The sequence below is a fragment of the Silicimonas algicola genome, from assembly GCF_003970735.1.
GTDB lineage: Bacteria > Pseudomonadota > Alphaproteobacteria > Rhodobacterales > Rhodobacteraceae > Silicimonas > Silicimonas algicola.
In genome coordinates this window covers 3,843,889-3,863,646 of record NZ_CP034588.1, presented here as the reverse complement: position 1 = coordinate 3,863,646, position 19,758 = coordinate 3,843,889, and the positions used below count along the sequence as shown (strand labels likewise).

The window sequence follows — 19,758 nt, the reverse complement described above, 5'->3', positions numbered from 1 at the left end:
GAAAAGCGGTTTCAACCCGCGTCGCGCGACAGTAAGACTGTGAAAACACCGGCGAGGACGACATGGCGCGACGGCTTATCGCACTGGCACTTCTGATGGCTCTGCCGGCCTGCGCGGGCGATCCTCGGCTGATGAACATCTCGCAGCCGCGCCGGGACGGGCCCGACGAATTTTCGGTCGCGCCGTCGAAGCCGCTGGAAATGCCTCAGACCTATGCCGCGCTGCCGCCGCCGACGCCGGGTGGGTCGAACCGTGTCGACCAGACGCCGATCGCCGACGCCACCATCGCGCTTGGCGGGCGGCCGGAGGTGCTGACGCGCGCATCGGGCGACGGGGCGCTTGTGTCCTACGCCGGGCGCTACGGCGTCGATCCTTCGATCCGGCCGCAGCTTGCCACGGCTGACGCCGCGTTCCGCGCCGACAACCAGGGCCGGCTTCTGGAGCGCGTGTTCAACGTCAACGTCTACTACCGGGCCTACGAGGAAATGTCTCTCGACCAGCACCGCGAGCTGGAGCGGCTGCGCCGCGCCGGGATACGCACGCCCTCGGCCCCTCCACCGGCCGGCGCGGGCGGCTGAGGGTCATATCGCCGTGAGCCTGCTTGAAGGGCTGGGGCGAGGTCCCATGTTGGGGACATCGCAACGAAAGGGAGCGTTTATGCGTCGCATCGCTGGAGCCGTGCTGGCCGTCATATGGGCCGGGACGGCAGCCGTGGCCGAGCAGGGGGTCACGACCTTCACCCTGGACAACGGGCTGGAAGCCGTGGTGATCGAGGATCACCGAGCGCCGGTCGTGGTCCACATGGTCTGGTATCGCGTGGGATCCGCAGACGAGCCGATCGGCAAGTCGGGGATCGCGCACTTCCTGGAACACCTCATGTTCAAGGCGACGGACGAGCTTGAGTCGGGGGAGTTCAGCCAGACCGTCGCCGCCAATGGCGGCAGCGACAACGCCTTCACCTCCCTCGACTACACCGCCTATTTCCAGCGCATCGCTTCCGACCGTCTCGACCTCGTCATGGGGATGGAGGCGAGCCGGATGGATGGCCTCGCGCTGAAGGAAGAGGACATCGCCACCGAGCGGGACGTCGTCATTGAGGAGCGCAACCAGCGCACCGACAACGACCCCGGCGCGCTGTTCAACGAACAGCTCATGGCGTCGCAGTTCCTGAACCACCCCTACGGCATACCGATCATCGGCTGGAAGCACGAGGCCCACACGCTTGACCTCGCCGACGCGCAGACCTTCTACGAAGCGCATTACGCGCCGAACAACGCGATCCTCGTGGTGGCGGGCGACGTCGATCCCGACGAGGTCCGCGCGCTGGCCGAAAAGCACTATGGTCCGATCCCCGCGAACCCGGCCATCGGCGCGCGCGAGCGCGTCTCGGAGCCGCCGCAACTGGCGGCGCGGCGTCTCGATTACAGCGACCCGCGCCTTGGCAACGACTATGTCACGCGCAGCTACCTTGCCCCCGAGCGCGATCCGGGAGACCAGAAGGAAGCCGCGGCACTCGCCATGCTGGCCGAGGTTCTGGGCGGCTCGCCCACGACGTCGGTGCTGGCGCGCAAGCTTCAGTTCGGCGATGCGAAGGCGGTTTATACCGGCGCCTGGTATCGCGGCGAGTCCTATGACGACACGACCTTCGGCCTGGTCATCGTGCCGGTCGAGGGCGTCTCGCTCGAGGAGGCGGAAACCGCGCTCGACAAGGCCGTGGCGGAGTTTCTGGAGGAAGGCGTCGACGAGGCCGAGCTCGAACGGATCAGGATGCAGGTCCGCGCGTCCGAGATCTATGCGCTCGATGACGTGTCGGCCATTGCCTATCGTTATGGCGGCGGCCTGACTTCGGGCCTGACGGTGGAGGACATAGACGCCTGGCCCGAGCTGTTGCAGGAGGTGACGGGCGAAGAGATCGTCGCTGCCGCGCGCCGTGTGTTCGACCGTCGTACCTCGGTGACCGGCCATGTCAGCGTTACGCGGGAGACCAACTGATGATCCGTTTTGCCATGGCGGCCCTTTTGACCGCCGTCTTCGCCGCGCCGCTTCACGCCGCCATCGACATCCAGGAGGTGACTTCTCCCGGAGGTATCGAGGCCTGGCTGGTCGAGGATCATTCCATCCCCTTCGCCGCCATCGAAATCCGGTTCCAGGGCGGCGGCTCGCTTGATCGCGAGGGCAAGCGCGGAGCCGTCAACCTGATGACCGGCCTGCTCGAGGAAGGTGCCGGGGAGATGGATGCGCAGGCCTTTGCCGCCGCGCGGGACGCGCTGGCCGCAAGCTTCGGCTTCGACTCTCATCTCGACGCCGTGTCCGTGTCCGCGCGATTCCTGACCGAGAACCGCGACGAGGCGATGGCGCTTCTGCGCGAGGCGCTGGTCAATCCGCGCTTCGACCAGGAGGCGGTCGATCGGGTGCGTGGCCAGGTCCTGTCGGGTCTTCGCAGCGAAGCCACCGATCCCAACACGATGGCGTCGCGGGCGTTCTACGAGATGGCCTTCGGCACGCACCCCTATGGCTCGGACATGCGGGGGACGCTGGAAAGCGTCGCAGCGCTGACGCGGGACGACGTGGTGAACGCCTATCAGGACGCCCTGGCGCGTGACCGGCTTTACGTCGGCGCGACGGGCGACATCACGGCCGAGGAACTGGGCGTCCTGCTGGACGAGCTTCTGGGCGATCTGCCGGAAACGGGAGCGCCGCTTCCCGATCCGGCCGAGGTTTCGGTCACGGGCGGGGTTACCGTGATCCCGTTCGAGACGCCGCAGTCCGTGGTGTTCTTCGGCGACGCGGGCATTCCGCGGGATGACCCGGATTTCTTCGCAGCCTTCGTGGCGGATGCCATCCTTGGTGGATCGGGCCGTCAGTCGCGTCTGTCGACCGAGGTGCGCGAGAAGCGCGGGCTGACCTATGGCGTCGGCACGGCGCTGGTGAATTTCGACCTCTCCGACATGCTTCTGGGTCAGTTCGCCTCGGCGAACGACCGCGTGGGCCAGGCCATCGGCATCGTCCGCGACGAATGGGCCAAGATCGCCGAAGAGGGCGTGACGGATGCCGAGTTGGAGGAGGCCAAGACTTACCTTACGGGCGCCTATCCGCTTCGGTTCGACGGCAACGGAACCATCGCACGGATCCTCGTCGGCATGCAGATGGACGGTCTGACGCCGGCCTATGTGACCGAGCGGAACGACAAGGTGAATGCGGTCACGGCCGAGGATATCCGCCGCGTCGCGCAGCGCCTCTACCGGCCCGATAACCTGCGCTTCGTCGTCGTCGGCCAGCCCGAAGGCGTCGAGAGCGTCAACTAGACTGAACGGGAGAAGACCATCATGCGCATCGTGTTCACCGGGGGCGCCGGCAAGGCCGGCCGCCATGTCGTGCCCTACCTCGTCGGCAAGGGGCACCAGGTCCTGAACCTGGACAAGGTGCCGCTTCTGGCGCCGGGGGTCGACAACATCCTGACCGACATTACGGACGCGGGGCAGGTGAAGGACGTGATGCAGAGCTACGCCAACCTGGGCGAGCTCGACGAGGCGAATGGCGGGCCCAAACCCTTCGACGCCGTCGTCCACTTCGCCGCCGTTCCGCGCATCCTCATCGCGCCCGACAGCGAATGCTATCGCGTCAACGTCATGGGCACCTACAACGTCATCGACGCGGCGCTGAAGGCAGGCATCCGCAAGGTGATCTTCGCCTCGTCCGAGACGACCTATGGCGTCTGCTTCCACGACGGTGAGGTGACCCCCGAATACCTGCCGGTGGACGAAGAGCATCCGACCGTCCCGCAGGACAGCTATGCCATGTCCAAGGTGGTCAACGAGGTGACGGCGCGCAGCTTCCAGGCGCGCACCGGCGCCGACATCTATGGCCTGCGCATCAACAACGTGATCGAGCCGCAGGAATACCGCTCGATGTTCCCGGAGTTCATCACCCAGCCCGAAAAGCGGCGCCGCAACATCTTCGCCTACATCGACGCCCGCGACCTGGGCGAGATGGTGGATCGCTGCCTGAAGACCGATGGTCTTGGCTACGAGGTCTTCAACGTTTCGAACGACGACCACTCGGTCGCCGCATCGACGAAGGAGCTGGTCGACCGCTTTTACAAGGGTGTGCCGGTCAAGAAGGACATGGGCGAGTTCGAGACGTTCTATTCGAACGACAAGGCGAAGAAGCTGCTCGGCTACAAACCGCAGCACTCCTGGCGCATGTACCTCGACGATCCGACCCGGGCGTGACTCTGTCCGTTTCGCGATAGTTTCTGGCGCATGCGCGCGCGCAGGCCACGTCCGGAAATGGCAGGGTCGCTCCGAGACAGACGGAGGACCTTTCATGTGATCGCCATTCTTGATTTCGACGTTGGCCCGGACGACGGCGGTGTCGCTCTGAATCAGTTGCTGACGGAAGCGCCCGACGTGAGAGCGATGAAAGGCAACATCGCCTTTCGGCCCTATGCCGATCCCTTGATCGGCACGCGGGTCACCTTGGTCCACGAGTGGGAAAGCAGGGAAGATTTCGCCGCCTACCTCGCCAGTCCCGCCTTCCTGCGGTCGGGCGAAAAACTGCGCCCCTTGATGGCCGCCCCGCCGGTAAGCCGCAGATTCGAGGCGCAGCTTATTGAAACGCTGGCCTGACAGGTTAGCGTTCCTTCATGTCGAAAGAGGATGCCTTCGTCGTTTCGCGCGACATGCCCGCGCGCCGGGCGCAGGCGTTTTGCGTTCCCTATCACTACCTCGTCTATGCCGAGGTGGGGACGCTCACGCTTGAAGCCGACGGTCAGCGCTGGACCCTGCCGCCCGCCCGCGCGGGCCTAGTCGCGGCGGAGCACGAAGTCATGATCTCGCTCGCGCGTCCGGTTCGGGTCTGTTCCGCGCTGATCCGGCCCTTGCTTATGCCCGGACCCGTCCTGCCGCTTTCCGTCTTTGCCATGTCACCCCTTGCGCGGCAGCTTCTGTTTGCGCTTCGGGGCGTGGGTGAAGAGACACCTCTGGATGATTATACAGCCAGTCTGGTTCAGGCACTGGCGCTTGAAGCGCTGCGTCTCGCACGGCTCCGACCCGCGCCGTGATGCCCGTGCCCCGGGATCCACGGCTTCGCAAAGCGCTCGACCTGACCGAGGCCCGACTGGATCAGCCGCTGAGACTGCGTGAGCTGGCGCGCGAAGTCGCGCTTTCGGAGCGGAGCTTGGCGCGAAAGCTGATGAACGAGATCGGCATGAACTGGACTGAAGCTCAGCGGCGGCTGCGAATGATACGCGCTGTGGAGTTATTGGCAGAGACCCGGGAGCCGGTCACAAGCATCGCGCTCGCGGTGGGTTACGGCTCGCCCTCGGCGTTCGGCGCGGCGTTCCGCGATTTCGCCGGACAAAGCCCCTCCGAATTTCGGGCGGACGGCTCCATCGCCTGGCCTTGATCCCGGTCAGGATAGGCAGCGGCACGAGGCTATCTTCTGCGAATGAGGAGGTAAGCCCCCATGAAACATATCGTTGTCGCAACCGACATGTCCGAACGATCCGACCGCGCACTTGCCCGTGCTCTGAGCCTTGCACGCGAGACGGGCGCCAGATGCACAGTGACGTCGGTCGTCGAGGATGCGCTGCCGGAAGATCTTGCGAACCAGCTTTGCGAGTCAACGCATGCACGACAGTTTCTGGCTATCGGCGCTCACGCGCGCTCGACGCCCTCGTTCCACAAGCTCGGACGCTATACGGCGGACCTCATCCGAAATCCTCCGGTGGACCTGCTTGTCGCAAGATGAGAGGTGCGAACAGGGTTACGACCAAAGAAAAACCGCGCCCGTCCAGGCGCGGTTTCACTTGGCCGTAAGCCATCGGATCAGGCGGCGGCGCGGCCCACCAGGACTTCGCCGACCTGCCGCTGCGCGGCGATCTCGTCCGAGCCGCCGACGGCCGCGATCTCACGCGTGAGGCGTTCGAGCGCGGCTTCATAGAGCTGACGTTCGGAATAGCTCTGCTCGCGCTGGTCGTCGGCGCGGTGCAGGTCGCGCACCACTTCGGCGATGGCAATGAGGTCGCCCGAGTTGATCTTCTGTTCGTATTCCTGCGCGCGGCGCGACCACATGGCCTTCTTGACCCGGGCCTTGCCCTTGAGCGTCGTCATCGCCTTCGTGACGATGTCGGGGGACGACAGGGTGCGCATCCCCACGTCGGCCGCCTTGTTGGTCGGAACGCGAAGCGTCATCTTGTCCTTCTCGAACGAGATCACGAACAGTTCCAGCCGGATGCCGGCGATCTCCTGCTCCTCGATCGAGACGATCTGGCCAACTCCATGAGCCGGATACACCACATAGTCGTTTGGTCTAAATTCCATTTTCCTGGCTTTCGTCATTCAGCCTTTTCCTTCTCAGCCCCCGGCAGGAGGCGACAGAAACACGCCGGGAACACACACATCTTCCCGCCGCCCTGTTGCTGTCGCCGAACGTCTTCAAGAACAACAATCCGGGTCTCCGGCCTATGTGACAGAAATATAGCAAAAAAATCGGGTGATTCCAAGTCACGCCTTGGACAGGGCGCAGGAACGCCAGCGATTCAAGGAAAAACGCCCGGCGAATGACGTGACGTCAATGCGGCAGGGACTGTGCGAATCGTCAGCCGCCCTCGCCGGCCTGCTCCGAAAAGAGGTCCATCTTGCCGGTCTTGCCGTCCATCTCCTCGGCTCCCGGAAGCGGGTCCTTCTTGGTGATGATGACGGGCCAGGCCTCGGAGTACTTGCGATTGAACTCGACCCACTTCTCCATGTCCGGCTCGGTGTCGGGCTTGATCGCGTCGGCGGGGCACTCGGGTTCGCAGACGCCGCAGTCGATGCACTCGTCGGGGTGGATCACCAGCATGTTCTCGCCCTCGTAGAAGCAGTCGACAGGACATACCTCGACGCAGTCGGTGTATTTGCAGGCGATGCAGTTGTCGGTGACGACGTAGGTCATGGGTCTCTCGGCTTCCGTGTCCCGGCTGAGGTAACGCGCGCGGCGGCGTCATTCAAGCGGCGGAGGTCCCGAAAGACGGGCGTTACGGCGATCCTTCCCGGTGGGACGTCCTTTTCCCTCGTAGCGGGGATTGGGCGGATCGTCGTTCCGGGCTGGAGGCGACAGATCCGTGTAGAGAGCCTGCGCTTCGGAAGCGGGACCGCGTCGAGTCGCGAGGGCCTCGACTCGGACCACTCGGGACTGGCGCGCCTGCTGGAAGGTCAGCGTCATGCCCGGGCGCAGGGCATGGCTGGCTTTCAGAACACGTTCACCGTCGATCCGAACATGGCCGCTGGTGACGGCGCGGGTCGCAAGACTGCGGCTCTTGAAGAAACGCGCATGCCAGAGCCACTGATCCAGCCTCTGCGACGTGGCTGCCGCGTCGCCCGACATTCAGTCGTCTCGCCGGAGGCCCATGAGCGCCTTGGCGAAGGGATTGTCGGGGTCGATCCGGTCTTTTCGGGCGGGACGGGCCTCGAACGTGCGCGGGGCGTTGTCCTTCTCGCCCGACTGTGGCGGGCGCTTGCCCTTGCCGCGCGGCCGGCCGCCACTCTTCTTCTGCTCAGGGCGCGATCCCTGGTTCGCAGGCCGTTTCTGGCCGCCCCGGGTGCCGGCCCATGTGAAGGTGTAGAACACCTCACGCGTCTCACCCTCGATTGCGGCGTCGGCGGAGACGCCCACGGGCACCTCGGTCTCGGACATCTCTGGCGGCGGCGCGCCCTCTGCGGCGGCCTCCTCTTCCGTGTCTGCGGATTGTGTCGTCTCGTCGATCGGGGCCCGGCCCTCGTTCAGCAACATCTCGGCGCCTTCGGGAACGTTCGGATCGGGGTCGGCATGGGGGCTTTCGACCACCCCGCCCGGCGCCGCGTCGCGGCGGTCCATGACCGGCACGTCGTCGGGAACCTCGGCCGAGCCGCCGGGGACGACCTGATCGGTGCGAATGACCTTCTCTCGGTCACCGCGCTCGGCCTTGTAGCCCAGGCCTTCCATCAGGTTCGCGAACTGCTCCAGCGTCATGCCGGTGATCGACAGCATGTCGGGCGTCGCCTCGAAGCCGCCCCGCGAGTTCTCGGCGCGGAGGAGGTCCGCGAGACGCTCGAGCATGTCGATGCGGATGGCGCGGTCGCCGGCGGTCTTGTAGCCGGACTTGAGGTAGATTTCTGCCGGAATGGCGTTGATCGCGGGAATCGTCACGAGACCCGGCGGCGGGCTTTCGGGAAACTCGTCTGCCCCATTCGCAAGCGACCACAGCACTAGGCGAAGGCGCGTGGGCGCCGGTTTCAGAAGGGCAGGCATGAAGACGGTGAACTGCCCGAAGCGAAGTCCGTGCTTGCGCAGCGCGCCGCGCGACTCCTGATCCAGCTCCTTGACCTCGTTCATGACGTCGCGGCGGTCGAGGATGCCCATGCCTTCGATCATCCGAAAGCCGAACCCGCGCGCGAGGCCCGTCAGCGTCTCGTCGCGCTGAATGTTGAGCAGGGGCTCGAAGAGGGCCGCGATCTTGCGGTCGACAAAGTGCTGAAGCCGGCGTTGCACCTTCTCGACCACATCCGGGCCTGCGTCTTCGTCGACGAAGGCGACGACCTGCGGCCTCAAGGGATCGTCGCCCTTGGCGAGGCGGCCCACGGCGTGCTCGCCCCACATCAGCCCGCCCTGTTCGGTGAAGTCCATCTCGGTGTCGGGCGCGTTGTAGAACCGATCCGCCCGCAGATGGAACTCCGGTCTGAGCGCGGCGGTCGCGGCCGACTTGACCGTCTTCGCCTCGTCGCCCGTGGCGCTGGCGTCCTGGTGGAACCGGAACCCCTCGAGACGGCCTACGAACTGACCTTCGACGGTCACTTCACCCTTGTCGTTCACCTCGGCCACAAGGCTCTCCTTCTGTTTCAACCGGCGAAGAAGGACACTGGTCCGCCGGTCGACAAATCTTTGCGTCAGCGCCTGGTGGAGGGCGTCCGACAGGCGGTCTTCTACCTCGCGCGTTGTGTCGCGCCAATGTCTTTCATCCCGTGTCCACCCCTTGCGCTGTGCCACATAGGTCCAGGTCCGGATGAAGGCGAGGCGACGGGACAACGTATCTATGTCCCCTTCGGTTCGATCGATTCTGCCAATTTGCTGAGCGAGCCACTCATCGGGCACATGTCCATGCTGATGGAGGAAGCAGAATATCGCCAAAAGAAGGCTTGCGTGCTCCTGATGGCTGATGCCCCGGAAGTCGGGAATCCGGCACACGTCCCACAGAAGACGCACCGACGGGCCGTCGCTGGCGCGCGCGGTCACCTCGGCCTCTTCCGAGAGCGCCTTGAGCGCCGTCAGGTCGTCCGCTTCGCGCGCCCGGACCATGTGTTCGCTGTCGGGCGGCATCTCGAGGCTGTCGATCAGGCGTCGCGTCGATCCGAAGTCGAGGCGGGAGTTGCGCCATTGCACCTTCCGCACTGGGGCGAAGCTGTGGGCCATGATGCCGGCGGCGACCTCGTCGTCGAGAGGTGGCGCCTCACCCGTAACCCCGAAGGTCCCGTCGGTCTGGAAACGACCCGCGCGGCCCGCGATCTGCGCCAGCTCGTTCGGTTGAAGATCGCGCATCCGCCGCCCGTCGAACTTCCGCAGGCCCGAAAAGGCGACATGCGTAATGTCGAGGTTCAGGCCCATGCCGATGGCGTCGGTGGCGACGAGGTAGTCGACCTCGCCGTCCTGGTACATGTCGACCTGCGCGTTCCGCGTGCGCGGACTGAGCGCTCCCATGACCACGGCGGCACCGCCCTTCTGGCGGCGCAGAAGCTCGGCGATGGCGTAGACGTTTTCGACCGAGAACCCCACGATGGCGGCGCGCGGCGTCATCCGGCTGATCTTCTTCGATCCGGTGTAGGTCAGCGTCGACAGCCGCTCGCGCCGCTGGAACTGGATGCCGGGCACCAGGGCCGCGATCACCCTCCGCATGGTGTCCGAGCCGAGAAACAGCGTCTCGGCCGTGCCCCGCGCCCGCAACAGCCGGTCGGTGAAGACATGTCCCCTCTCGGGGTCCGCGCAAAGCTGGATCTCGTCGACGGCCAGGAAGTCCGCGCCCATGCCGTCTGGCATCGCCTCGGTCGTGCAGACCCAGTATTGCGCGCGGTCGGGGACGATCCGCTCTTCGCCCGTCACCAGCGCCACGACCGACGGGCCGCGCGCCGCCACGATGCGGTCATAGACCTCGCGCGCCAGAAGCCGCAGCGGCAGCCCGATGATGCCCGTGCGATGCGCAAGCATACGCTCGATGGCGTAGTGGGTCTTGCCGGTGTTGGTCGGTCCCAGGACCGCCGTCACCCGGCCGATGGACTGGGACATGTGGGGATGATCGATCTGTTCGCGTCCCCTGTTATAAAGCGGATGCGTCCCCCGGCTTCAAGGCGTCAGGCCCAAAGGGCGCTACCGTGGAGATACGGACACGGCGGTCAGGAATCCGTCGCCAAGGCCCAAAGGCGCCTCTAAGGTCGCGGCCATGACAGCGGACCGGCCGGTTCTAGGCATCCTCCTCATGCTTTGCTTCTGCCTGATGGCGCCCGTCGCGGACGCCACGGCCAAGCTTCTGGGCCCCGCCGTCGACCTTGTCCTTCTGGTCACGATCCGCATGGCGGCGCAGGTCCTGATCTGCGGACCCGTCGCCTGGGCCATGCGCTCGGCGATGCCGAAGGGGGCGCGAATGTTGCGCCTCGCCTTCATTCGGGCGATGCTTCATGTCCTCGGCATCGGGACGATGTTCCTGTCCCTGCGGTTCCTGCCTCTCGCCGACGCCATCGCCATCGTTTTCGTCATGCCGTTCGTGATGCTGCTGCTCGGGAAACTCATCCTCGACGAAGAGGTCGGCCGTCGCCGCATCGCCGCCTGCGCCGTGGGCTTCGCCGGCACGCTGATGGTCGTGCAGCCCAGCTTCGCCGAGGTCGGGTGGCCAGCGCTTCTGCCTCTGGGTGTGGCGGTGATCTTCGCGTTCTTCATGCTCGTGACGCGCCAGCTTGCGCGCGAGACGGACCCGGTGGCGCTTCAGTTCGTCTCGGGCGGCATGGCGGTCGCGGTGCTGGTGCCGGCGCTGGTTCTCTTCGGCGACCGGCTGCCGGGCTTCGACCTGGCGTGGCCTGCGTCGTCGACCTGGGGCTTGCTCGCACTCATGGGCGTCCTCGGAACGGCGGCGCACCTCGTGATGACCTGGGCGCTGCGGTTCGCCCCCTCGGCCACGCTGGCGCCGATGCAGTACCTGGAAATTCCTGTCGCGGCCGTGGTGGGCTGGCTGATCTTCGACGACTTCCCCGATGGTCTGGCCCTTGCGGGGATCGGCGTCACGATCCTGGCCGGTCTCTATATTATCTTTCGGGAACAGTCCCTTGCGCGGTCAGCGCGGACAGTGCGGACGGCAGCGCCTCCGGCGGCATGAGGACGACGCAACCGGGGCCGTCGAACGACAGTCGCACCGGCCCCGTGGTTTCGTTCGAGGTTCCGATGCGGCCCATCGGATCAAGCGACAGCCCTTCGATCGGCCAGCGCAGGCCAGCCGACCGACCCGTCACCGGCGCCATCGGAAAGAGCGAGAGGCGAAGTCCCGGCGGGACGTCCAGGGTCAGTCTCGCCGGCGCGGCGAAGGCGATGTCGTGGCGTCCGACGAGGATCGTGGGAGCGCCCGGCGTGCGGACGAGGACCGAAAACGCCGCAAGCGTGTGATCGAGGCGTCCGTCGGTGAACCCGGCCGCCAGAACGAAGGGAGCGCGGATCGCGGTCAGGCATTTCTCGAAATCGGTGCTCTCCTGCTCCTCGACCCAGAGGAAGCGCGCGCCCGACAGGGCCGTCCGCGCGCCCGGCCGGACCGAGTCGAAATCGCCGATCACCGCGACCGGCTCCAACCCCTCGTCCAGGCAGAAGTTCGCTCCTCCGTCTGCGGCGATCAGCACCGGGGCCAGCGCCAGCGCACGGTCGATTTCCGGCCGCGATGGCCGTCCTCCGCCAACCAGCGTTACCCCCTGATCCGACTGGACAGTTTCCCGACCCAGGTCCGACTGTTCCGTACCCAAGAGTGCATCGCCTTATTTATGACTAGAAAAAATCTTGTGATCTCCCCAAGTCTGTTCCTATTTTCGACTGCCCCGAGGGTAAACACATTGTTGCGGCTCGGGGGAGAAAGCGGATGACGGTATGAACGGTTCGACCAAGATTCTGACGGTCTCCTACGGGACGTTCAGTTGTACCTTGGAAGGGTTCGACGACCCGCTCGGAACCATGCGCGACATCGCGGAGTATTTCCGCGATCTTGCCGCCGACGACCGCTACTTCGGGGCCGAGCCGCCCACGCCCGATGTCGAGATGCTTCAGAACATCGCCCAGAAGGAAGTCGACCGCCGCGTCGAGGCCCGGATGAGCGAGACCGGCGTGGCGCTGCGCCAGGTCGAGAAACGCGCCGAGCCCTCCGCGCCGCCGCCCGCCGTCGAGGACGCCGAGGTGGCGGACCAGGACGAGGCGCCCGAGACCGACAGCCGCGATCTTGCCGCCCGCGTCGCGGGCCGCATCGCCGCCGAAGCGGCGGCCGAGCGTGTCAAGTCCGTCACGCCACCCGCGCCTCAACCGGCGCCCGCCGACGCGGATCGCGGACCGCTTGCCTTCGACGACGAATACCTGATGTCCGACGAGCCCGAAGACGTGCTCGCCGTCGACCCCGACGCGCGCCCGCTGGGCGAAGGACCCGCCGAAACAGTGGCGGAAAAGCTGCGCCGCATCCGTGCCGTCGTCTCGCGCAACGTCGAGGAGGCCGCGGAACGCCGCCCTTTTAGCCAGCCTCCTGCCGAGGAAACCGCGCCGCGCGACCGCGCCCACACAGCCACCATCGAGGCCATCTCGGCCGATCTGTCCGACGAGGACGGCAACCTCTACGACGCCGGCTACGAGGACGAGGATCCCGCCGCATCCGCCGAACCGACCGAGGACGCACCCGCCGAGGAGCCGGTGGCAGAGCCCGCGCCCGACACGGCCGAAGACGAGTCGCAGGACGAAACCGCATTCGTGATGGATGCTCCGACCGAGGACGACGCCGAAGACCGCGACGCGGCACCTGCCACCGAAGCTCGGGACCCCTCAGGCTGGGATTTCGAGGACGACGACGAGGACAACGCGCCGGAAGAGCCCGCGGACGAACCCGCCCCCGCCGCGCGCCCCCTCCGCACGGTCTCGCAGATCATCGGCAACGTCGCGGGACGCGTCGAGCGGGAGCGCGCCGAGGCACGCGCCAGGCTCGACAGCGACGAGACCCCCGAGGCCACCGACGCCGCCGAAACCCCCGAAGTCACGACGGACGACGCCCGCGCCGACCGCACCGCGCGCTCGCTCACGCCCGAGCCCGAAGGCGACGTGGGTCGCCTGATGGCCGAAACCGACACCAAGCTCAACGACGACGACGTCGTGCGCCGCCGCCGCGTCATCTCGCAGATGCGCGCCGCCGTCGCCGCCACCAAGGCCGACCGCCTCGTGTCGCGTCAGGTGTCGAAGGAAGTCGCCGAAGAGCAGGAGAAAAGCCGCTACCGGCAGGATCTCTCGCAGGTCGTCCGCCCCTCGCGTCCGACCGCCGACAGCGCGACCGGCCACCGCCGCTCGTCTAGCCCGCCCCTGGTCCTCGTCTCGTCGCAACGTGTGGACAGCGGGCTTTCGGTCGGGCACGCGGTCAGCCTCTCGTCCGAACAGGAAGGCTTTGCGCAGTTTGCCCGCACGGTCGGCGCAAAGGACCTGTCCGAGCTTCTCGAGGCCGCCGCCGCCTATACTGTCTTCTCCGAAGGCCAGTCGTCCTTCACCCGCCCCGAGATCATGAAGCGTGTGGCGCGGGTCGATCCGACCATCCGGCTGTCGCGCGAGGAGAGCCTGCGCTCGTTCGGCCAGCTTCTGCGCGAGGGCACCTTCAAGAAGCTCGAACGCGGCCAGTTCACCATCGACAACGGCTCGCGTTTCAAGCCGAACGACGCGATCGCGAACGGCAGATCCTAGACCGCCCGACCGTGGTAGGCGACGATCGCCGCAAGGTCGGTCGGCGGAGTCTTTTCCTGAAGGACCGCCGCCGTGTTCGGGATGTGCGAAAACAGGGATCCGTCCGAGAAGAAGCTGCTGCGCGTCACGAAGGCGATCTTCGCCTTCGGATGCCGGTAGCTTGCGAAATCCGCCACGGCGAAGGCGCTGCCCTCTTCCAGTAGCAGGTCGAGCACGATCACATCCGCCGAGGCGGTGCGCAGATAGGACACGGCCTCGTCCTGGGTTTCGACGACGATGACGTCCTGGCCCTGACGACGCAGGTGCGAAGCCCAGATGGCCGAAAGACCTGGCTTGGAAGCCACGATGAGTATCACTAGTTCCGACCCTTTGACGACTTCAGCCGACTTCTTCCCCCGATTTCGAAAATTCGGCCGAAAGTGTTAACGCTCGGTTAACGCATCCGAAGAAACGGTTAACGATGCGCGGAAAGGCGCTTCCGGCCCTTGCCGCACCGAAGACGCGCCTGATAGCTTCCGTCGAAATCTCAAGGAAAGCAGGTCCTCTCGATGTTGAAAGCCCTCGCACTTGTTGCGTCCGCCGCGCTTTTCGCTGTCCCCGCCGTCGCGCAGGAACAGTGCGGAGGCGACTTCGGCGCGTTCGTCCGCGGTCTCTCGGACGAGGCGGTTCAAAAGGGTTTCGGGTCCGCCGAGGCCAGGCAGTTCTTCGGGGGCGTCAGGCAGGATCCCAAAGTGCTTCGCGCTGACCGGGCGCAGGGCATCTTCCAGATGCCCTTCATCGACTTCTCACGCCGTCTCATCAGCCAGAACCGGGTCCAGGCGGGCGAGCGGAACGCGCAGAAGTACGCGGAGGTCTTCGACCGCATCTCGCAGGACTACGGAATTTCGCGCGGCATTCTTCTGGCCTTCTGGGCCTTCGAGACGGACTACGGCGCCGTTCAGGGCGACTTCAACACGGTGAACGCGCTGGTCACGCTGGCGCACGACTGCCGGCGCCCGGACCTCTTTCGTCCGCAGGTCTTCGCGGCGATGGAGCTTTTCCGGCGCGGCGACCTCGACCCCGCACGCACGACCGGGGCTTGGGCCGGCGAGATCGGCATGGTTCAGGTCCTGCCCTCCGAGATCGTCGAAAAGGGCGTCGACGGAGATGGCGACGGTCACATCACTCTCAAGACCTCGGCGCCCGATGCGCTGATGACGGGGGCACGGGTTCTGGCCGAGCTTGGCTGGCGAAAGGGCGAGCCCTGGATGCAGGAAGTCGACATGCCGAGTGATTTCGCCTGGGAGAAGACGGGACTCGAAACCTGGATGCCCGCGTCGGACTGGGCGGCCCTCGGCGTCACGCCACGCTCGGGCAAGCTGCTTGGACCTGACCTGTCCTCTGCCATCCTGCTGCCGCAGGGCAAGGACGGACCGGCCTTCCTAGTCTATCCGAACTTCAATGTCCTCTTCGAATGGAACAAGAGCTTTACCTACGTCACGACCGCCGCCTATTTCGCCACCCGGCTCGAGGGCGCGCCGGTCTACGACGCCGGCAACCCGTCGCCCGCGCTGAGTGATGACGAGATGAAGGCGTTGCAGCAGAAACTCTCGGCCCGCGGACATGACGTCGGCGCCGTGGACGGGATTCTTGGAGCCATGACGAGGCAGGCCGTGCAGAAAGAGCAGGCGCGTCTGGGATTGCCCGCCGACGCATGGCCGACACGCGATCTGCTGAACGGTCTCTAGGCGCCTACCAGCAGAGCTGGAGCCACGATCCGGCGCAGTGCGTCTGGAAGGCGGCGGGATCGGCGGCAAAGTTGCCGACCGCAGCAAGGGCCACGAGGATCAGGAAGGCTGTTAAGAATTCGCTCATCGCGAATAACCCGGTTACAAGTGACAGTTACACCTCGCCCGAAAGCGAGTGTGGCCAAATTATGGCACAAAGCTGTCGCAAACAAGGCGGGGTTCCGCCTCATTCGGGCAACATACAGGTTCCGTAAGGGAAACGCCTAGCTCCCGCCGTCGGTCAGAAGCGCGGCGATGATGGCCTTGGCGCTGGCCCCGTTCCATTCGGCGTCGCCCCGCATCCGTGCAATCTCCATGCCCTCGGGATCGAGGATGACGGTGATCGGCAGTCCCAGGACCGCCATCTCGCGCGCCAGCGCCTGCCGGGGGTCGAGATAGGTCGGCAGGTTGTCGACGCCGATCTCCTCGAAGAACTTCGTGATGGCCTGGGGCGGGTTCCGGCCGGTGGCGATGGTCACGACCTCGAAGTCGTCGCCCCCGAACTCGGCTTGAAGCTCGGACAGCATCGGCATCTCTTTCCGGCAAGGCGCGCACCATGTGGCCCAGAAATTGACGAGGACATGCTTGCCCGCAAAATCCGACAGCCTGACCTCGGCGCCGTCGGGCCCGGTGAAGGCGGTGTCCGGAACGGGTGCGGGATCGGCGAAGACCAGCTTCTGCATCGACCCCTCGCGCAGGGCCTCCAGCGCGGCGCGGTCGGCGGCGGCGGCGTTTGCGAAGAGGGCAAGGCCCGTGTAGAGGACGGCGAGAACCAGACGACGCATGACGCTCCTTCCAGGAACCAGACGATGACCGACAGCGCGAACAAGATGTGGGGCGGGCGCTTCGCCGCCGGACCGGACGCGATCATGGAGGCGATCAACGCCTCGATCGGTTTCGACCAGCGGCTCGCGCGCCAGGACATCGAAGGCTCGCGCGCCCACGCCGCGATGCTCGCCGCGCAGGGCATCATAACGGATAGCGACGCGCAGGCGATCCGGGAAGGCCTCCTCACGGTCTTGTCAGAGATCGACGGCGGGACTTTCGCCTTTTCGACCGCTCTGGAAGACATCCACATGAACGTCGAGGCGCGTCTGAAGGAGCTGATCGGCGAACCTGCCGGACGGCTTCACACGGCGCGCTCCCGCAACGATCAGGTGGCCACCGACTTCCGCCTCTGGGTCCGCGACCAGTGCGACGCCGCGCAGACCGCCATCGCCGCGCTGCAACGCGCGCTGATCGGCCAGGCAGATCAAGGCGCCGACTGGGTCATGCCCGGCTTCACCCACCTCCAGACCGCGCAGCCGGTGACCTGGGGCCACCACATGATGGCCTATGTCGAGATGCTGGGCCGCGACGCCTCGCGCTTCGCCGACGCGCGGGCGCGGATGAACGAATGCCCCCTGGGCGCCGCAGCCCTCGCCGGCACGTCCTTCCCGATCGACCGCGCGGCGACGGCGAAGGCGCTCGGCTTCGACCGGCCCGCCGCCAATTCGCTCGACGCCGTGTCGGACCGCGACTTCGCGCTCGAATACCTGGCCGCCGCCTCGATCTGCGCCATGCACCTGTCGCGGCTGGCCGAGGAGCTGGTGATCTGGTCCAGCGCGCAGTTCCGCTTCGTGCGGATGTCCGACCGCTTCTCGACCGGCTCGTCGATCATGCCGCAGAAGAAAAACCCTGACGCCGCCGAGCTGGTCCGCGCCAAGATCGGCCGGATCCTCGGCGCGACCGTCGGCCTCTTCACCGTGATGAAGGGCCTGCCGCTGACCTATTCGAAGGACATGCAGGAGGACAAGGAACAGGTCTTCGACGCCGCCGACGCGCTGATGCTGGCCCTCGCCGCGTCCGAAGGCATGATGAAGGACCTCTCCGCCAACCCCGACGTCCTGCGCGCTGCGGCTTCGTCCGGCTTTTCCACCGCCACCGACCTCGCAGACTGGCTGGTGCGCGAGGCGGGACTGCCCTTCCGGGACGCCCACCACGTCACCGGCCGCCTCGTCGCCATGGCCGAGGCCGAGGGCAAGGACCTCCCAGACCTGACCCTCGCCCAGATGCGGACGGCCCACGACGCCATCACCGAAGGCGTCTTCGACGTCCTCGGCGTCGACAATTCAGTCCGCAGTCGCACCAGCTATGGCGGCACCGCGCCGGACAACGTGCGGTCCCAGATCGCGCGATGGAAGCAACGGCTGACATAGCGAAGCGCTTTCCCGCCTGCCGCCCGTTCGCGGCGGCTTCACCACGGCGCTGCCGTCGGATATCCTGCGCCTACCCCAGTTTCGGAGCGAGTAATGCGTAAAGCCACCCTGATCGGCGTGATCCTCCTGGCCTCGGCCTGCGAGAACCAGTCCCTCGGCATAGGCGCCACCTTCGATTCGCACGGCGCCCGCGTCCGCCCGAGCGTCTCGGGCACCGTCGGAGACGTCGGCATCGCGGTGGCCCCGCGATGAAGTCGCTCGTCCTGATCGCGCTGCTCGCCCTCGCCGCATGCGGAGCCGACGGCGAGCCCGAGCCCAAGGCCAAGCCCGCCAACTCGGGCGTGCAGATCGGCGGCGAGATCGGCATCGGCGTCACCGGCACGCTCTGAATGAGCGTGCTCCGGATGATCTATCTCGCCCTCGCCATCTGGGGCGCGATCCACCCGATGTACTGGTTCGTGACCTACATGAACGAGACCGGCACCGGCCTCTCGGGCCTGATCGACGCCTGGTACGTCAACGCCTCGACCACCGGCCTCACCTGGGACCTGACCATCGCCGCCATCGCGCTGACGGTCTGGATCGTCGCCGAGACCTGGGTGCGCCGGAACTGGACCGCTCTCGTCGCGATCCCGGCCACCTATCTCATCGGCGTCAGCTGCGGCCTGCCGCTCTACCTCTTCCTGCGCACGAGACCGGTCGGCTAGAGCGTCAGGATCGTCGACCCCGTCGTCTCCCGCGCTTCCAGCGCCCGGTGCGCCTCGGCGACCTCCTCCAGCGCGAAGGTCTGGCCGATGCTGGCCTTGACGTCGCCCGACAGCATCTTGTCGAACAACTCCTTCGCCATCGTCTGGCAGGAGTCGAAGTCGGCGAGGTGCGTGAACACCGTCGGGCGCGTCAGCTTCAGCGATCCGCCCGCCGCGAGGCGCTGGATATCGAAGGGCGGCACCGGCCCCGAGGCCGCGCCGAAGAGGATCATGAACCCCAGCGGCGACAGGCACTGAAGCGAGCCGTCGAAAGTGTCCTTGCCGACAGAATCCATCACCACCGGCACGCCCTTGTCGCCGGTCAGCTCCTTCACCCGCGCAACGAAGTCCTCGGTGCGATAGTTGACGCAGACCTCGGCGCCGGCATCCTCGGCCATCCGGCATTTCTCGTCCGACCCGGCAGTGCCGATCAGTCGGATGCGGTCCGACTTCGCCCACTGACAGCCGATCAGCCCCACGCCGCCCGCCGCCGCGTGCAACAGCACCGTGTCGCCTTTCGCGATCGGCGTCGTTCGGCGGAACAGGTAGTTGACCGTCAGCCCCTGAAGCATGACCGACGCCGCGTCCTCGAAGCTGATCCCGTCGGGCAGCGGGCAGACCGTCGCGGCGGGCATCACCCGCGCCTCGGAGTAAGCGCCGGGCGGGTTCGCGGCATAGGCGGCCCGGTCGCCGGCCTTCAGGTGCGTGACACCCTCGCCCACGGCCTCGACCACACCCGCCGCCTCCATGCCGAGGGCATGGGGCAGGCTCATCTTGTAGGCGCCCGACCTCTGGTAGCAGTCAATGAAGTTGAGCCCCACCGCATGGTGCCGGATCCGGATCTGCCCCGGCCCCGGCTCGCCCACCTCGCGGTCCGTCAGCTTCAGGACCTCGGGTCCGCCGTGCGCTTCGATGATGACGGTTTTTGCCATGTTCTGCCTCCCCCACTGTCGCGGGAGACCTTAGCGGGATGGAAGGGGAGGGGAAGAGAGAAGGTGGTCATCGCGGCGAGATGGCAGGCTTTGTGGCCCTCGTCCGGCGACCGCCGCTCGAAGTCAGGAACTTCGATGTCGCTTCAGGTGTTGG

24 protein-coding genes are annotated in these 19,758 nt (G+C 66.3%); 15 read left to right on the top strand and 9 right to left on the bottom strand.

Annotation, left to right across the window (positions count from 1 at the left end; all coding sequences use genetic code 11):
* Positions 1–62: 62 nt before the first annotated feature.
* From EF888_RS19125 to EF888_RS19090, 8 genes are all read left to right on the top strand, one after another.
* Positions 63–578, top strand: a complete 516-nt coding sequence (locus tag EF888_RS19125; RefSeq protein ID WP_109760840.1) for a DUF3035 domain-containing protein — start codon at positions 63–65, stop codon at positions 576–578.
* 79 nt (positions 579–657) lie between these two features.
* Positions 658–1,992 (top strand): M16 family metallopeptidase, encoded by a 1,335-nt coding sequence (locus tag EF888_RS19120; RefSeq protein ID WP_109760841.1) that lies wholly within the window; start codon positions 658–660, stop codon positions 1,990–1,992.
* Positions 1,989–3,305 (top strand): M16 family metallopeptidase, encoded by a 1,317-nt coding sequence (locus EF888_RS19115; RefSeq protein ID WP_164721806.1) that lies wholly within the window; start codon positions 1,989–1,991, stop codon positions 3,303–3,305. Before EF888_RS19120 ends, EF888_RS19115 begins: the two co-directional genes overlap by 4 nt.
* A 21-nt stretch (positions 3,306–3,326) precedes the next feature.
* On the top strand, positions 3,327–4,232 hold the full coding sequence (locus tag EF888_RS19110; RefSeq protein ID WP_109760843.1) for an NAD-dependent epimerase/dehydratase family protein: 906 nt from the start codon (positions 3,327–3,329) through the stop codon (positions 4,230–4,232).
* 96 nt (positions 4,233–4,328) lie between these two features.
* Entirely contained in the window at positions 4,329–4,628 is a 300-nt protein-coding gene (locus tag EF888_RS19105; RefSeq protein ID WP_206508368.1) for a putative quinol monooxygenase, read from the top strand.
* A gap of 17 nt (positions 4,629–4,645) precedes the next feature.
* A complete protein-coding gene (locus tag EF888_RS19100; protein WP_109760845.1) occupies positions 4,646–5,062 on the top strand; it encodes a cupin domain-containing protein in 417 nt (138 codons plus the stop codon).
* A complete protein-coding gene (locus EF888_RS19095; protein WP_109760846.1) occupies positions 5,062–5,406 on the top strand; it encodes a helix-turn-helix domain-containing protein in 345 nt (114 codons plus the stop codon). The genes EF888_RS19100 and EF888_RS19095 overlap by 1 nt, the downstream gene beginning before the upstream one ends.
* A gap of 60 nt (positions 5,407–5,466) precedes the next feature.
* Positions 5,467–5,751: a universal stress protein gene (locus EF888_RS19090; protein ID WP_109760847.1), complete on the top strand. Its 285-nt coding sequence runs from the start codon at positions 5,467–5,469 to the stop codon at positions 5,749–5,751.
* Between the two features lie 77 nt (positions 5,752–5,828).
* On the opposite strand, the gene EF888_RS19085 is transcribed toward EF888_RS19090, so the two are convergent.
* The 4 genes from EF888_RS19085 to EF888_RS19070 form a co-directional block, all read right to left on the bottom strand.
* Positions 5,829–6,341, bottom strand: coding sequence for a CarD family transcriptional regulator (locus tag EF888_RS19085; protein ID WP_109760848.1), 513 nt, complete (start codon positions 6,339–6,341; stop codon positions 5,829–5,831).
* 259 nt (positions 6,342–6,600) lie between these two features.
* The gene (gene fdxA / locus EF888_RS19080; RefSeq protein ID WP_109760849.1) at positions 6,601–6,936 is read right to left on the bottom strand and encodes a ferredoxin FdxA; all 336 of its coding nucleotides are present in this window, start codon (positions 6,934–6,936) and stop codon (positions 6,601–6,603) included.
* 48 nt (positions 6,937–6,984) lie between these two features.
* The gene (locus EF888_RS19075) at positions 6,985–7,368 is read right to left on the bottom strand and encodes an RNA-binding S4 domain-containing protein (protein WP_109760850.1); all 384 of its coding nucleotides are present in this window, start codon (positions 7,366–7,368) and stop codon (positions 6,985–6,987) included.
* Positions 7,369–10,296, bottom strand: a complete 2,928-nt coding sequence (locus tag EF888_RS19070; protein ID WP_109760851.1) for a helicase-related protein — start codon at positions 10,294–10,296, stop codon at positions 7,369–7,371.
* 154 nt (positions 10,297–10,450) lie between these two features.
* Between EF888_RS19070 and EF888_RS19065 the strand changes: the two genes are divergently transcribed.
* Positions 10,451–11,377, top strand: coding sequence for a DMT family transporter (locus EF888_RS19065; RefSeq protein ID WP_109760852.1), 927 nt, complete (start codon positions 10,451–10,453; stop codon positions 11,375–11,377).
* On the opposite strand, the gene EF888_RS19060 is transcribed toward EF888_RS19065, so the two are convergent.
* Positions 11,307–12,008 (bottom strand): thiamine diphosphokinase, encoded by a 702-nt coding sequence (locus tag EF888_RS19060; protein ID WP_241239740.1) that lies wholly within the window; start codon positions 12,006–12,008, stop codon positions 11,307–11,309. The genes EF888_RS19065 and EF888_RS19060 overlap by 71 nt on opposite strands.
* A 121-nt stretch (positions 12,009–12,129) precedes the next feature.
* Between EF888_RS19060 and EF888_RS19055 the strand changes: the two genes are divergently transcribed.
* Positions 12,130–13,962: a hypothetical protein gene (locus EF888_RS19055; protein ID WP_109760853.1), complete on the top strand. Its 1,833-nt coding sequence runs from the start codon at positions 12,130–12,132 to the stop codon at positions 13,960–13,962.
* On the opposite strand, the gene EF888_RS19050 is transcribed toward EF888_RS19055, so the two are convergent.
* Complete coding sequence (locus tag EF888_RS19050; protein WP_241239739.1) at positions 13,959–14,306, bottom strand: hypothetical protein; 348 nt, start codon at positions 14,304–14,306, stop codon at positions 13,959–13,961. The two genes, EF888_RS19055 and EF888_RS19050, sit on opposite strands and share 4 nt — an antisense overlap.
* Before the next feature lie 204 nt (positions 14,307–14,510).
* Here EF888_RS19050 and EF888_RS19045 point away from each other — a divergent pair, with 204 nt between their 5' ends.
* Positions 14,511–15,689 (top strand): lytic murein transglycosylase, encoded by a 1,179-nt coding sequence (locus EF888_RS19045; protein WP_109760855.1) that lies wholly within the window; start codon positions 14,511–14,513, stop codon positions 15,687–15,689.
* Between the two features lie 4 nt (positions 15,690–15,693).
* Here the strand turns inward: EF888_RS19045 and EF888_RS22490 are convergent, their stop codons facing one another.
* Positions 15,694–15,816: a hypothetical protein gene (locus EF888_RS22490; RefSeq protein ID WP_277601026.1), complete on the bottom strand. Its 123-nt coding sequence runs from the start codon at positions 15,814–15,816 to the stop codon at positions 15,694–15,696.
* Positions 15,817–15,952: 136 nt separating this feature from the next.
* Complete coding sequence (locus EF888_RS19040; RefSeq protein WP_109760856.1) at positions 15,953–16,513, bottom strand: TlpA family protein disulfide reductase; 561 nt, start codon at positions 16,511–16,513, stop codon at positions 15,953–15,955.
* A gap of 24 nt (positions 16,514–16,537) precedes the next feature.
* On the opposite strand from EF888_RS19040, the gene argH reads away from it, so the two are divergent.
* The 4 genes from argH (at position 16,538) to EF888_RS19025 (ending at position 18,633) form a co-directional block, all read left to right on the top strand.
* On the top strand, positions 16,538–17,926 hold the full coding sequence (gene argH, locus EF888_RS19035; RefSeq protein ID WP_109760857.1) for an argininosuccinate lyase: 1,389 nt from the start codon (positions 16,538–16,540) through the stop codon (positions 17,924–17,926).
* 93 nt (positions 17,927–18,019) lie between these two features.
* Positions 18,020–18,178 carry a hypothetical protein gene (locus EF888_RS21975; RefSeq protein ID WP_164721758.1) on the top strand — a complete coding sequence of 53 codons (159 nt, stop codon included), beginning with the start codon at positions 18,020–18,022 and terminating at the stop codon, positions 18,176–18,178.
* On the top strand, positions 18,175–18,315 hold the full coding sequence (locus EF888_RS19030) for an argininosuccinate lyase (protein ID WP_109760858.1): 141 nt from the start codon (positions 18,175–18,177) through the stop codon (positions 18,313–18,315). The genes EF888_RS21975 and EF888_RS19030 overlap by 4 nt, the downstream gene beginning before the upstream one ends.
* The gene (locus EF888_RS19025; RefSeq protein WP_109760859.1) at positions 18,316–18,633 is read left to right on the top strand and encodes a DUF2834 domain-containing protein; all 318 of its coding nucleotides are present in this window, start codon (positions 18,316–18,318) and stop codon (positions 18,631–18,633) included. It abuts the gene before it with no gap.
* On the opposite strand, the gene EF888_RS19020 is transcribed toward EF888_RS19025, so the two are convergent.
* A complete protein-coding gene (locus tag EF888_RS19020) occupies positions 18,630–19,604 on the bottom strand; it encodes a quinone oxidoreductase family protein (protein WP_109760860.1) in 975 nt (324 codons plus the stop codon). The two genes, EF888_RS19025 and EF888_RS19020, sit on opposite strands and share 4 nt — an antisense overlap.
* Positions 19,605–19,758 lie beyond the last annotated feature (154 nt).

Bases quoted from the DNA above. Each gene is read 5' to 3' on its own strand.
- EF888_RS19025 (WP_109760859.1), top strand. From the start codon at position 18,316: ATGAGCGTGCTCCGGATGATCTATCTCGCCCTCGCCATCTGGGGCGCG.
- EF888_RS19090 (WP_109760847.1), top strand. From the start codon at position 5,467: ATGAAACATATCGTTGTCGCAACCGACATGTCCGAACGATCCGACCGC.
- EF888_RS21975 (WP_164721758.1), top strand. From the start codon at position 18,020: ATGCGTAAAGCCACCCTGATCGGCGTGATCCTCCTGGCCTCGGCCTGC.
- EF888_RS19040 (WP_109760856.1), bottom strand. From the start codon at position 16,513: ATGCGTCGTCTGGTTCTCGCCGTCCTCTACACGGGCCTTGCCCTCTTC.
- EF888_RS19085 (WP_109760848.1), bottom strand. From the start codon at position 6,341: ATGACGAAAGCCAGGAAAATGGAATTTAGACCAAACGACTATGTGGTG.
- EF888_RS19120 (WP_109760841.1), top strand. From the start codon at position 658: ATGCGTCGCATCGCTGGAGCCGTGCTGGCCGTCATATGGGCCGGGACG.
- EF888_RS19055 (WP_109760853.1), top strand. From the start codon at position 12,130: ATGAACGGTTCGACCAAGATTCTGACGGTCTCCTACGGGACGTTCAGT.
- EF888_RS19075 (WP_109760850.1), bottom strand. From the start codon at position 7,368: ATGTCGGGCGACGCGGCAGCCACGTCGCAGAGGCTGGATCAGTGGCTC.
- EF888_RS19095 (WP_109760846.1), top strand. From the start codon at position 5,062: ATGCCCGTGCCCCGGGATCCACGGCTTCGCAAAGCGCTCGACCTGACC.
- EF888_RS19065 (WP_109760852.1), top strand. From the start codon at position 10,451: ATGACAGCGGACCGGCCGGTTCTAGGCATCCTCCTCATGCTTTGCTTC.
- EF888_RS22490 (WP_277601026.1), bottom strand. From the start codon at position 15,816: ATGAGCGAATTCTTAACAGCCTTCCTGATCCTCGTGGCCCTTGCTGCG.
- EF888_RS19020 (WP_109760860.1), bottom strand. From the start codon at position 19,604: ATGGCAAAAACCGTCATCATCGAAGCGCACGGCGGACCCGAGGTCCTG.
- EF888_RS19070 (WP_109760851.1), bottom strand. From the start codon at position 10,296: ATGTCCCAGTCCATCGGCCGGGTGACGGCGGTCCTGGGACCGACCAAC.
- EF888_RS19030 (WP_109760858.1), top strand. From the start codon at position 18,175: ATGAAGTCGCTCGTCCTGATCGCGCTGCTCGCCCTCGCCGCATGCGGA.
- EF888_RS19100 (WP_109760845.1), top strand. From the start codon at position 4,646: ATGTCGAAAGAGGATGCCTTCGTCGTTTCGCGCGACATGCCCGCGCGC.
- EF888_RS19125 (WP_109760840.1), top strand. From the start codon at position 63: ATGGCGCGACGGCTTATCGCACTGGCACTTCTGATGGCTCTGCCGGCC.
- EF888_RS19110 (WP_109760843.1), top strand. From the start codon at position 3,327: ATGCGCATCGTGTTCACCGGGGGCGCCGGCAAGGCCGGCCGCCATGTC.
- fdxA (WP_109760849.1), bottom strand. From the start codon at position 6,936: ATGACCTACGTCGTCACCGACAACTGCATCGCCTGCAAATACACCGAC.
- argH (WP_109760857.1), top strand. From the start codon at position 16,538: ATGACCGACAGCGCGAACAAGATGTGGGGCGGGCGCTTCGCCGCCGGA.
- EF888_RS19045 (WP_109760855.1), top strand. From the start codon at position 14,511: ATGTTGAAAGCCCTCGCACTTGTTGCGTCCGCCGCGCTTTTCGCTGTC.